Here is a 12239-nt window from a genome sequence, read left to right as displayed (position 1 = left end):
GATATTGAGCTATTCGTTAATCAAACAAATAAAAAGGGAATCAGTCAGATTTTTCTGATTCCCCTTTAAAAATTTATATCTGCCGTCGCTTATCACTTCTCATCTGTTGGTACCATAAAAGGCTCAATATACATGCCATTACCATTAGGTCTTAGATCTTGTACTCCATTTTTTATTTCTATTTCACGAAGTGTGGGCAAACGCGTTTCTGTAGCCTGTTTTTGCTTGGCGGTTTGACCGATAATAAGATCTATTGCTCGCGAAAATAGCGGCTCATCAGGGCTACCAAGTGCCGGCCTTTCAATTAAATTATCAACCGTTATTTCGTTAATACAATTATCAACTACATCACTACCATCCGCATTCTCTGCGCATTCTCCATTAACGTATCCATCCGGAGCAAAACCATCTGGGTAATCTGAACCTTGTGAGTTTATAATTTTTGTAACTATAGGCTGTATCGCTTTTTTATGATCCGGGTTAGCATCAGAATCATCTAAATAAGGGGGCGAAGTGTCATATAACGTTAACGATCCTTCATCTTTACCTACGGTTTTCAATCCGATGATTGTTACATCCATATATGGCTTCAGACTATTAATAACAGCCTCACTTGCCGATGCCGTACTTCTGCTTACTAATATATAAACTGTTGAAAGTGAAAGGTTATTTATGGGTTCAGAATTGTTAAACTCATCATCTTCATCCTTTAACGGAACCTCATCCAAAAAGTATAAATCCCGGCTTCTTTCTGATCTCTTCTCATTATACGCCAGCGTTGCATATTTATCATTACTTCCCAATCCAGATATTAAACTGGCTAAAAGCTGGCTCGTTAATACCGATCCCCCTCCGTTATAACGCAAATCGAGTACAAGATCATCAATATTCTGCGACTGGAATTCCCCAAAAACTTCATTAAGTCGAGAGTGATAATTATCCCTGAACGCATTATATGATATATACCCAATACTTACCCCAGCAGTATCAATCACCTCTGTTTTTAAAACCGGATCTTCAACCACCTCTTCCGAGTTCACAGACACAGTAGAATCCTCAACGATAGTAAAATCGTCCTCCGTTCTTTCTAAATGAACCATCGTAAGTTCGTGATTAGAATCACTGGTTAAAAGATCCAAATAGTTATTTTCGGTAATAGTATTTCCATCTACCTCAGTAAAAAGATCCAATCGTTTAAAACCCGCCTCCTCTGCCGGCGTATTCGGGATTACATACCGAACATAGCCCATATATTCTGTTTGTGAGATTCTGATAAATCCATAATTAAACCCTAACGCAGCATAAACACCATCCTGTTCGTCTTGGAATTCTTCATAATCATCGATAAAGAAGGAAAAATCATCTTCGGGATGGCGTAAGGATTCAAACAACTCTTCTGCATCAGAGTTATTATTTAAATAGTTATAGAATTTACTTTTATCGTCATTAAATTCGTCATCCAATTCATCAACTTCTCCCTGCCAGTAATACCAGTAATTCATGGCATTCCACATAAACTTCTTCTCAGCTGTAGGTTCTTTGATTTCATCATCAGAACCTGTAAAAAGGTCACACCCTCCAATCATTAATACAAGCAACAAAACCCAGATTAATCGCAAATTTTTCATAACTTTTGTACTAATATTAAGTAATAGCTGTTATATACTTATAAAACTAATTCCAGATCACTTTTATTCCCAATGAAGTTTATAATTTTATTTACAACATCAATATTTCTGTTTTCTTCAGGGTGTTCATCTACAGAAAATACAGCAAGTAATGAACATATTCAGATTTTAAATGCGACCTACGATAACTGGTCCCATCCACCTGTTGGCAATTCCGACCTGCCGGAAGTAGGTACCGATCTAACTGTTACAGTAAAGAATTGGCCCTCCGATTTCACGCCAGAATATATTATCTACAACAACAGAAAATCACTTTCTGCATCAGTTTCTGACTCCACGGATGGGAATAAAACAATTTCTGGAAAGATCATTCGCTCTTCATCCAAACTTCCAAAAACTTCGGAAACGGTTTCCCAGTCAGATCGGTTAGTATATATAAACGAAGACGGGGAAGAAAAAATTATTGAAATTTCTGATTGGGAATCTTCAAAAAATTAAATACATGTATTCCCTGTAACCAGATAAACTGTTATCTTGGTCAATATTCTGAGGACCAATGAAAAAACTGTTAAACTATATTCGAGAACCTATCAATACTCTTACCCATGGAATGGGTGCCATTCTTGCTGTAATAGGATTAGCGTTTCTCATTTACGAAGCCCTTCAAAGCGGTTCTGTAAGTCAGCTCGTTGCCTTTTCAATATTTGGCCTTAGCATGATCCTTCTTTATACGGCAAGCTCGCTTTATCATGCCCTGCCTGTAAAACAGAAGACCCTGGAACTGCTGCAAAAGCTCGACCACAGCATGATATATGTGCTCATTGCCGGGACTTATACTCCCATCTGCTTACTGGTACTTGAAGGGGGATGGAAGTGGGGATTTTTTGCTACAGTTTGGAGCCTTGCAATTATTGGTATCATCAAAAAGTTTTTATGGATGAATGCCCCGCGTTGGCTTTCTACCTTATTTTATTTGGGGATGGGCTGGCTGGCCGTCATCATTTTTCCCACCCTGATAGAGAAATTGCCCTTGGCCTTTTTAATCTGGATTGCTCTCGGTGGGCTGGCCTACACGCTTGGTGCCGTTATCTACGGCATTAAAAAACCAAATCCCATACCTAACTGGTTTGGGCATCACGAAATCTGGCACCTGTTTGTAATGGCCGGCACCTTTTCGCATTTCTGGGCTATTTATTATTACCTGCCCGGATACGCGGGATAGAGCGTTTCTGAATCAACGTTTTCCTACCTATAAGTAGAAATTAAAACCCGGTTATAAACCTAATATTGATGATTGCCCCAAATATTTATTAGATTCTATTTTTTAATAACTACCCATAACGGAAGCATGGCTCGCAAAGCACTGTTAACTCTCTGTTTTATATTCCTACTTTCTGCTTCCTCTTTTGCTCAGTTCTATTCCACCCAGCATCGTCCGCCTAACCAGAACTGGCAACAGCTAAATACCCCTCATTTTGAGTTTATTTATGCCCAGAAAAATGAGTCCCAAGCCTTTGATCTGGCACAAATATTAGAAACACAGTATCCAAAAGTACAAGATATTGTCGGGGGTGAGCTCAATAACTTTCCCATCATTTTAAACAACTACAATGATCGCTCCAACGGATTTGTGACGCCCTATAACTTCCGCTCGGAAATTGAACTCCCCCCCATCAAAGGCAAGTCACTGAATCCCCAAACGGGAAATTGGCTTGCTAACGTGGGACCGCATGAGCTGGTACATGCCCTGCAATTCAACAATCTTGGAGATTACAATATCCCACGTTTCGTCAGCCTGTTTTCACCCGACCTGGCACGCATGTTTCACGCTGCCATTCCAATGGGCATGCTCGAGGGTATTGCCGTTTATCACGAAACAGAACAGATTACCAGGGACGGTGGTAGAGGCAATTACCCTGTTTTTACCAATCAATTTGATGCTACCTTTAAAAGCGGGCAACGCTGGTCGATGGGGCAGCTAATGCAGACCTCCAGCTACACGCAACCATTTGGGCGGCACTATATTGGAGGTTACGAGTTTACCGACTGGCTCCACACCAAATTTGGTGATAGTATTACCCGAAAGACACTGGGTTTTTATATGGATTTCCCATTCTTGGGCTACGGTGTTGCCCTGCGTCATACTACCAGTTTGTGGCCGGGGCAGCTTTACAACCGATTCGAAGCCTATCATAAAGACCGACTTTCGGAGAACGAAAATGGCTCTCGCTTCTTAGAATTGGATTTGCCTTACAAGGGAGCAGAAATCCGACGGCCTGATTGGCTGTCCGAATCCGAACTAATCTTCTACGGATCATTTTACAATGCTCGTTCCGGTTTCTATATCTATGATTTGCCCAACAAGAAAATTCGTCGTCTGATCACTACAAATTCAGTTAGCGATTTCCAGTATGATCTATCTTCCGATCGTTCTCAGATGATCTTCAGTTATTACGAAACCAATCCGCTTTACGATAATACGACCAAAACTGAATTAGTACAGTATAATTTTAATACCCATCAGAAAAAGCAGCTTACCAAAAACGCCCGGTTGTATGCTCCCGCTTTTAATGGAGATGAGCTACTTGCCCTCAAATCACATCCAGGCCGCTCGAAGCTGGTGACGTTGGACAGCTCTGACTACAGCGATAAGCGAGAGGTTTTTTCGGCACCGAATCACGAGATTAAAACTGTGGCAGCTCACCCAAACCACGGACAACTGGCTATTGTATCCAACAAAAACGGGCAGCAAGCCCTGTGGATTACAGGACGAGATGAGATATCTGAGCAATTAAATAGGGCGCCTGATGTGGCTTTTGAACAAGGATCAATATTTGATCCCGAATGGCATCCGGAGGACAACAAATTGTTATTCAGCAGTGATTTTTCGGGCACCATGCAGCTCTACGAATATCATCTTTCAGAGCAAGAAATTCTGCAGGTAACCGATTCAAAATTCAACGCTTTTGAGGGGAGCTACAGCCCGGACGGTAACCGGGTTGCTTTTGTTCGACAAAAAGAGAATATGCGGCTACCGGGAGTGCTGGAGCGAACAGCATTTTTACAAAAACCAGTAAAGGGCAGGCTCTGGCAAACGCCGTTGCCAAAAGGTGCGACCGGGTTTACAGATCTTGTTTCTGATTCTGTTGCCCAAGCTTCTGCAAGTTGGCAAACGGACTCATATGCATCGGGTTTGGGCTGGCTGAAGCCGCGTACGTTTTTACCATTTGCTGAAGAAGTTTCAAACAATAATGAATACCAGGCCGGAATATCGCTTCACAGCGCAAATACATTGTCGACCCAAGCTTACTCCGCGGATGTCTCTTACTTCAAAGAGCGAGGATGGTATGATATCACCTACCAGAACAAATCATTTTGGCCGGGGATAAAACTTCGTGCATTCAACGAGCCTTCATACCGTTCGGCTTCGGACATTGGGCTGTTAGGCCGGCAAGAACGAAGTTTGGCAATGAGCGTACCAATGCGAGTAAATATCAATCAAAATATATACAGCACTTCGCTATTTGTAGAGCCTGAAATTCGTCGATCACAAGTGCGCTTTTTTGACGCAGATTTTGACAATTCGATCTCTGATTTTGCCAATATTTCTGTCGGCAATATATATGGCCAGTTTAATTACCGCCTCCAACAAAATGTTCGGGATCTCCAACCCAATACCGGTATTATGGTATTTTCTGAATTCGAACATTACTTGTCCGGTGATGAGGTTACATTTGAATCCTCGAATAATGAAATTACTTTTTCTCCCCCCAATGCAACAGCTCTGCAGGTAGGGATTTATGGTTTTGTTGCACCGCTCAAACGGTGGAATCAATCGTTAAGAGTTGGGATTCGCGGACTTACGCAATCGGGACTGCTTTTTGATAATCAATCCATCGTTTCCGATGGATTCTCTGATTTTGTTCTCCCTAATTCACCTAATCTTTTGAGCTTTAATACTCGTTATACTATTCCTGTCACGTATGTTGATGACGGTGGACTGCTACTCCCTTTATACTTGAGCAATATTTATTTAGTCGCTTTTTCTAATACGGTTACCGATCCTACATTTTCTAATTGGTATCAGGATTCACGCACTGTTTTTGGGATTGGTGTGCGGACAAATTTTCAAATTTCAAATCTTAGATTCAATATTGGTTTCGGTTTTGGATACGAACCCACTCGTAACCAGACACAATTTTTTATAGGAGATTTTTAAACGTATACTTACCTCAGAATTTTAGTTTATCAACATCCTATGAAACTGCCATTTTACTTTTTTCGAGAAGTAATTCCAAGTTTTTTGATCGGGCTTTTCTTACTGACAGGATGCGGAGAGTCGCAGCCTCAGGAACCGGACCGCGAACGGCGGAAAAGTCCCATTGCCATTGCCCAAACAACTCATGAACCAAGCAATACCTATATCAAGATTGTATATGGTCAACCTTACAAAAACGGTCGCCAAATTTTTGGTGAGTTAGTTCCTTATAATGAGGTATGGAGAACTGGTGCCAACGAAGCAACCGAGCTGACAACTACCAGAGACGTTACCTTTGCCGATAAGTTACTTGAGGCCGGAACTTATGCTTTATTCAGTATCCCCAAAGAAAATGGGAATTGGACCATTATCCTAAACAGTAAATTAGGACAATGGGGTGCTTTCGATTACAACTCAGCCCACGATGTTCTTCGAGTTAATGTTCCATCCCAATACACAGAAAAAGTTACCGAAGCCTTTACTATTCGCTTTGCTGATATACAGGAAGATTCAACCAACATTATTATGGAATGGGATCAGACGGAGGTTAGAATCCCCGTTGAATTCTCTAATTAGTAAAAGTCGTAACTCAATATGGATTTAGCTGTTTTTCTAAATGCCTTAACCGGTTTTTTTGTGATTATCGATCCCATCGGTGCTGCCTTGATTTTTCACTCCCTTATTCCTGAAGGGGAAAAGCATCATCGCCGGATGATGGCTGTAAAATCAATTTTAATATCAATTTTTCTGCTCATTGTATTCGGCAATTATGGAGAACCGCTACTCGATCAGCTGGGTATCAACATCAATTCGCTGCGTATTGCCGGCGGACTACTTTTATTCTATACCGCTTTTAATATGATTACTGAAGCTGTAGAATACGAAGATACCACTCACAAAAAGGATATATCAGTTTTTCCTATGACTATCCCGCTGCTGGCCGGACCGGGTGCACTCACGTTATCCATTCTTCTATTTTCCAAGGCTTCAGAAACATCCGCCAACCTATCAGTTATTGCAGCTATTCTTTCTATTTTACTACTTACCTTTATTTTGATGCTTACATCTAAATATCTCAAAATGATTATCGGGAGAACAGGAGATGAGATTCTCCGTCGATTTTTAGGGGTGCTTCTGGCGGCACTTTCCATCCAATTTATTTATGATGGAATTCGTCAGATGGCAGGATAATTAATCGTGAAGAATTGCCAAAAACTGTAAAGACCAATTAATATAAATGTTCACTACTTCGAAAATATCGGGCATTTAACTACATCAAGACTCAATTATAGTAGTAAATATTTACGCTTTTTCTTTCACTTTCTCCAAGAGCTCATCCGGTACTTCCAGCTCCATTCTCAATAACATAGAGGCATGGGTTTTACCCTGCGCATCCAATTTCAGGGATACCGTACCGCCACCGCCTAAGCTTTCGTGCAGTACAAAGTTAAGTGCCCCGATATTGGGCAATTCAAAACGCTCAACTTCTCCTTGGCAGATATGCTTCATGTGTTCTTTAACAACATCAGCAGTGAGCTTTTCTTTTAAGAAGGGATATACATCCGGGTGACGTGCAATTACTCCCACATTGCTGCCGTCTCCTTTGTCGCCGCTGCGTCCATGTGCAATATCGATGAGCTTAACTGTAGCCATAATTTTTTGTGCTCTGCATTCTGTTTTCTGTTATAGGTAAAGATAGATTGATGCGTGCCCCCCTGCAACCAAAAAAATGTTCTTTTGCGTAAACGATTTTTCATCGACCTCCGTTATATATACTCACAGATACTTTAATATCAAACTATATAGCATTTATGAGTTATTTCGATAAAATTTCTGACATTTACGATCACATTGCCCAGGGAACAGCAATGGATGCTTTTGAAGAGTATTATGCCGAAGATGTTACTATGATCTTAGAAGACGGTACCGCTGTAGAAGGTAAAGATGCCAATCGCGAACGTGAAAACGAGTTTTTCAGCAGCGTTGAAGAATTTCATGGTATCGAAGTCAAAGGTATTACCGCTAACGAAGACGAAGGAATTACAGCTGTTGAATCTACCATGACCGTTACCTTTAAAGGTACCGACGAACCTATGGATCTTGAGCAAGTTGCCGTACAGCACTGGGACGGTGATAAAATTGATACCGAGCGTTTTTATGGTACACAGACGGACTAACACACTCCCATAGACCCGTTACCTAAGCCCTCCTTTAACAGGAGGGCTTTTTTATTTATTCATACCCTTATTTTATTACTCTTATTCTATTTCCCGATATCAAATTGGTTGAGGGAGAAAGAATCCGTAATTTCCACGCGCTTCACCTCATCAATTTTTAGCACATACATTTACTTCAAATAAATTCTCTTTTTTCACAATGAGCAAACCAAAGCGCGTAGTTGTCACCGGATTGGGAGCATTATCACCCCTTGGAAATACTGTCGATGAATTTTGGTCCAATTTAACCGATGGCGTGAGTAGTGCCGATCGTATCACCCATTTTGATCCTTCCCAATTCCGCACGCATTTTGCTTGCGAACTCAAAGACTATGATCCCGCCGACCACTTGGAACACAACATGATTCGCCGGTCGGATCCCTATAGCCAATATGCGCTGGTTTCTACTGATCAGGCTGTAAGGGATTCCGGACTCGATTTTGACGAAATGGATCCTTTTGATACGGGGGTCATCTGGGGTAGCGGTCAAGGAGGGATGAAGACCTTTGAAGAAGAAGTAAAGAATTATACGCAGCGTGACTTTAATCCGCGCTTTAATCCCTTCTTTGTTCCCAAGCTGATCATTAATATGGCGCCGGGTCTTATCTCTATGAAATACGGGCTCATGGGTATCAACTATGCTACCGTTTCGGCCTGTGCTACTTCGAACACAGCCATTATGGATGCACTTAATTACATCCGCTGGGGTAAAGCTAAAGTTATGATCACCGGCGGTTCTGAAGCAGGAATTACCGAAGCTTCTTTCGGTGGATTTTCGGCTATGCGTGCCATGTCGCAGCGCAACGATGATCCCAAAGGAGCCTCACGTCCATTTGATAAAGACCGCGATGGTTTTGTAATGGGAGAGGGGGCAGCTACTCTTATCCTCGAAGAATATGAACACGCCAAAGCTCGCGGTGCCAACATTTATGCTGAGGTTACCGGAGCTGCAATGACCGCCGACGCCTATCACATGACGGCCACCCATCCCGAAGGAAAGGGAGCGACTGCCGCTATGAAACAGGCACTACAAGACGGTGAGCACAATGCTGAAGAGGTTGACTACCTGAACACCCACGCAACCTCTACCCCTGTGGGAGACATCAGCGAAATAAAAGCAACTGTTAACGTATTTGGAGAATCTCCCGATCACTTGACTATCGGAGCTACAAAATCGATGACAGGACACCTGCTCGGTGCGGCCGGAGCTATTGAAGCCATTGCCAGCATTAAAGCAATTAACGACGGTGTAATTCCTCCAACTATTAATACGGAGAATATTGATGAGGAAATTCCCTCGTCACTGGATATTGTGCTGGGTGAAGCCAGAGAGAAGCAGGTGGATGTGGTGATGAGCAATACCTTTGGCTTTGGTGGTCACAATGGTATTGTGGTTTTTAAAAAGGTATAACCTTTTAATATTTGCTTGTCCTTCTCTAATTAATTCCTCTACTGCTTTAAGGGGGGGGTACCCAAACCCGATAGTTGTAGGGTTTGCCCTATTTGCATTAAATAGCTATTCTTTTCTATTAGATAAATAACTTTGCCCATGGGCCATGGGTGTAATATCTTGATAAAAGATATTATGCTGATTAATACCCCTTTATGCATTTGGGCAATTCTTCCTTATTGTTATGACAGAACAAAAGAACCCATATCCTGAATTTTTGAGTAATAGTGGGGAAGTCGGGGAATTTATACAGTCTAATGATTGGTCTGACCATCCTCTGGGTGCTTATATCACTTGGCCGCCCAATTTAAAAACCACTCTCGGAATTGTTTTAGGGTCCAATATTCCTATGATATTATTTTGGGGGCCCAATTTTAACTGTTTTTATAATGACGCTTTTGTCCCCTTTTTGGATACTCAAGACATACACACAAAAGCAATAGGTAAAAAAGGGGAAAAGGTATGGCCAGAAACTTGGAGTTCTATTAAACCTTCTATCAATCAGATTTTTTACGAAGAAAAATCCATTCATTGTAGAGAGCTAATACCTACACCTAAAGAGAATTCATGGATTTATGATATTAATCCTGTTACAGATCAAAATGGTGATACCGATGGTGTTTTGGTTATCTGTCAAGAACAAGCCAAATCTATTCCAGATAAGACAGAGTCACAACAGGACTACGAAGAAAAAGGCCATATCTTGGAAAGTATTACTGATGGATTTTATGAAATAGATAAGAACTGGGTCATAACAAGTTGGAATCCAGAAGCTGAAAATCTTCTGGGTATAAAACGGGAAGATATTCTTGGAGAAAAAATATGGGATGCTTTTCCCGAGGGGAAAGAGTTAAAATTTTATCCCGAGTTCAAAAAGGTAATGAACAAAAGAGTTCCAACCTCATTCGAAGAATATTACGAGCCTTGGGGAAAGTGGTTTACGTTTGATGTTTATCCTACAAAAGAAGGTATCTCTGCGTATTTCCGGGATATTACTGAACAACGTCGACTCCAACTAATCAATGAGCGGACGGAGGAAATTTCGGGTGTTGCCGGCTGGGAGTACGACGTTATGACTAAAAAAATTTTCATGACTCCCAAAGCCTATGAAATTTATGAAATATCGAAAGTTGAATCATTAGATCTGGAAATCAATAAAAAATTATTTAACAAACAATCACTTGACAAAATTGATAGCGCTTTAAAAAAGGCTATAAGTCATAAAAAATCATACGAAATAGAACTGACTTTAACGCGTGCGGAGGAAAATAAAATTATACGTGTTAATGGCTTTCCACAAACCGAAGGTGCAAAGGTTACCAAAGTATATGGAACACTGGAAGATGTTACTCAAAAGAAAAAAGACCAAGAAGAGTTGGAAGAAGCATATGAAAAGCTAAAAACAGCCCACCAAATAGCCAAAATGGGTTATTGGACCCATGATTTAGTTGAAGATAAATCAGAATGGACCGAAGAGGTTTATAATATATGGGAGCGGAATCCTGAAAGTTTTGACCCTACCTTTGAAAAATTTTTAGAAACCATTCATCCCGAAGATCGCGCTATGTTCATAGTCGACGCAGAAGAGGCTTTCCCCGATAAAAGTTTTTATGACTCTGAACACAGAATTATTACCCCGGATGGTAAAGTAAAATGGATTATGGAACGCATAACGCTTCACAGAGATGACGAGGGAAATGCAAAATTACTTGAAGGTATTGCTCAGGATATAACAGAACAGAAAAAACAGGAAGAAAAAATAAGGGAGACTCTTAAAGAAAAAGAAATACTTTTAGCTGAAGTCCATCACCGGGTTAAGAATAACTTAGCTGTAGTATCTGGGATGATGCAGTTACAGGTCTTTGAAGAAACAAATGAGGAATTAAAAGAAAAGTTACTGGACAGTGTCGTGCGAATAGGTTCTATGGCAACGATTCACGAACAATTGTATCAATCCAACAATTTTTCAAAACTTGATTTTTCTGAAAACTTAAGAGCGCTGGTTAACAAGATCATTGATACCATGCAGATACCAACAGATATTACTCTTGATCTGGATCTTGAACCCATTCAATTAAATTTAAACCAAGCAATCCCCTGTTCCTTAATTGTTAATGAAATAATTACAAATATTATCAAACATGCTTTTAAGGGAAGAGAAACGGGTAAAATTACTATTAATCAATCAGAAAATAACGAGCAATTAACATTAATCATCCGGGATAATGGAGTAGGATTTTCCAAAGATTTTGATATTAAGAATAGCAATTCATTAGGATATCGCCTGATTGACACCCTTGCTAAACAATTAGAAGCTACCTATAGCTATACATCTCCGGGAAAGGGAACAGTTTTTTATATACAATTTGAAAAGTCAGAAATAAAGGGTATTGGCAGTGCCAATATCTGATCAATGACCTTTCCTCTTTTTATCTGTTCGGGTGTGTAAACTAAACTCTGTCTGGTTTGTTTATTTTTCGTGGTTACGGGTTAAGTCCAACGGCAGCCGATCGCCATATCGAATAGCCAGCTGCTGAACAGTTAAGGCCCAGTTTTGCAAGGGCGATGTCCATTTCTTTTCAATGTTTTTAGTGGCTAAATAGACCAGTTTTAGCAGAGCCATATCACTGGTGAACGCGCCTTTGGTCTTGGTGACCTTTCGCAGTTGCCGGTGATAGCCTTCCACC

Annotated in this window: 10 protein-coding genes and 1 pseudogene; 8 read left to right on the top strand and 3 right to left on the bottom strand. The window is 40.8% G+C overall.

From position 1 onward, the window contains the following. Positions 1 to 92: 92 nt before the first annotated feature. Entirely contained in the window at positions 93 to 1628 is a 1536-nt protein-coding gene (locus CK503_RS04265; protein WP_095605562.1) for a S41 family peptidase, read from the bottom strand. 72 nt (positions 1629 to 1700) lie between these two features. Between CK503_RS04265 and CK503_RS04260 the strand changes: the two genes are divergently transcribed. The 5 genes from CK503_RS04260 to CK503_RS04240 all read left to right on the top strand — a co-directional run bounded on the left by CK503_RS04260 (position 1701) and on the right by CK503_RS04240 (position 7077). Further along, positions 1701 to 2126, top strand: coding sequence for a hypothetical protein (locus tag CK503_RS04260; RefSeq protein WP_095605561.1), 426 nt, complete (start codon positions 1701 to 1703; stop codon positions 2124 to 2126). 58 nt (positions 2127 to 2184) lie between these two features. After that, positions 2185 to 2850, top strand: coding sequence for a PAQR family membrane homeostasis protein TrhA (gene trhA, locus CK503_RS04255; RefSeq protein WP_095605560.1), 666 nt, complete (start codon positions 2185 to 2187; stop codon positions 2848 to 2850). 126 nt (positions 2851 to 2976) lie between these two features. Then, entirely contained in the window at positions 2977 to 5847 is a 2871-nt protein-coding gene (locus tag CK503_RS04250; RefSeq protein WP_095605559.1) for a TolB family protein, read from the top strand. 39 nt (positions 5848 to 5886) lie between these two features. Next, positions 5887 to 6462 (top strand): DUF2911 domain-containing protein, encoded by a 576-nt coding sequence (locus tag CK503_RS04245; protein ID WP_095605558.1) that lies wholly within the window; start codon positions 5887 to 5889, stop codon positions 6460 to 6462. Positions 6463 to 6480: 18 nt separating this feature from the next. Next, on the top strand, positions 6481 to 7077 hold the full coding sequence (locus CK503_RS04240) for a MarC family protein (protein WP_095605557.1): 597 nt from the start codon (positions 6481 to 6483) through the stop codon (positions 7075 to 7077). A gap of 111 nt (positions 7078 to 7188) precedes the next feature. Here CK503_RS04240 and CK503_RS04235 read toward each other — a convergent pair whose 3' ends face one another. Further along, a complete protein-coding gene (locus CK503_RS04235) occupies positions 7189 to 7539 on the bottom strand; it encodes an AtuA-related protein (protein WP_095605556.1) in 351 nt (116 codons plus the stop codon). A gap of 158 nt (positions 7540 to 7697) precedes the next feature. Between CK503_RS04235 and CK503_RS04230 the strand changes: the two genes are divergently transcribed. The 3 genes from CK503_RS04230 (at position 7698) to CK503_RS04220 (ending at position 11962) form a co-directional block, all read left to right on the top strand. Next, positions 7698 to 8063: a nuclear transport factor 2 family protein gene (locus CK503_RS04230; RefSeq protein ID WP_095605555.1), complete on the top strand. Its 366-nt coding sequence runs from the start codon at positions 7698 to 7700 to the stop codon at positions 8061 to 8063. A 199-nt stretch (positions 8064 to 8262) separates the two neighbouring features. Continuing rightward, complete coding sequence (gene fabF / locus CK503_RS04225; protein WP_095605554.1) at positions 8263 to 9513, top strand: beta-ketoacyl-ACP synthase II; 1251 nt, start codon at positions 8263 to 8265, stop codon at positions 9511 to 9513. Between the two features lie 223 nt (positions 9514 to 9736). Then, positions 9737 to 11962, top strand: a complete 2226-nt coding sequence (locus CK503_RS04220) for a PAS domain-containing sensor histidine kinase (protein ID WP_095605553.1) — start codon at positions 9737 to 9739, stop codon at positions 11960 to 11962. A 60-nt stretch (positions 11963 to 12022) separates the two neighbouring features. Here the strand turns inward: CK503_RS04220 and CK503_RS04215 are convergent. Then, a pseudogene (locus CK503_RS04215) lies at positions 12023 to 12239 on the bottom strand (IS256 family transposase); the annotation flags it as partial.

Source organism: Fodinibius salipaludis (assembly GCF_002287075.1).
In the GTDB taxonomy this organism is placed as follows: Bacteria; Bacteroidota; Rhodothermia; order Balneolales; family Balneolaceae; genus Fodinibius; species Fodinibius salipaludis.
This window is presented reverse-complemented; position numbering and strand designations above follow the sequence as displayed.

Bases quoted from the DNA above. Each gene is read 5' to 3' on its own strand.
- CK503_RS04265 (WP_095605562.1), bottom strand. From the start codon at position 1,628: ATGAAAAATTTGCGATTAATCTGGGTTTTGTTGCTTGTATTAATGATT.
- CK503_RS04260 (WP_095605561.1), top strand. From the start codon at position 1,701: ATGAAGTTTATAATTTTATTTACAACATCAATATTTCTGTTTTCTTCA.
- trhA (WP_095605560.1), top strand. From the start codon at position 2,185: ATGAAAAAACTGTTAAACTATATTCGAGAACCTATCAATACTCTTACC.
- CK503_RS04250 (WP_095605559.1), top strand. From the start codon at position 2,977: ATGGCTCGCAAAGCACTGTTAACTCTCTGTTTTATATTCCTACTTTCT.
- CK503_RS04245 (WP_095605558.1), top strand. From the start codon at position 5,887: ATGAAACTGCCATTTTACTTTTTTCGAGAAGTAATTCCAAGTTTTTTG.
- CK503_RS04240 (WP_095605557.1), top strand. From the start codon at position 6,481: ATGGATTTAGCTGTTTTTCTAAATGCCTTAACCGGTTTTTTTGTGATT.
- CK503_RS04235 (WP_095605556.1), bottom strand. From the start codon at position 7,539: ATGGCTACAGTTAAGCTCATCGATATTGCACATGGACGCAGCGGCGAC.
- CK503_RS04230 (WP_095605555.1), top strand. From the start codon at position 7,698: ATGAGTTATTTCGATAAAATTTCTGACATTTACGATCACATTGCCCAG.
- fabF (WP_095605554.1), top strand. From the start codon at position 8,263: ATGAGCAAACCAAAGCGCGTAGTTGTCACCGGATTGGGAGCATTATCA.
- CK503_RS04220 (WP_095605553.1), top strand. From the start codon at position 9,737: ATGACAGAACAAAAGAACCCATATCCTGAATTTTTGAGTAATAGTGGG.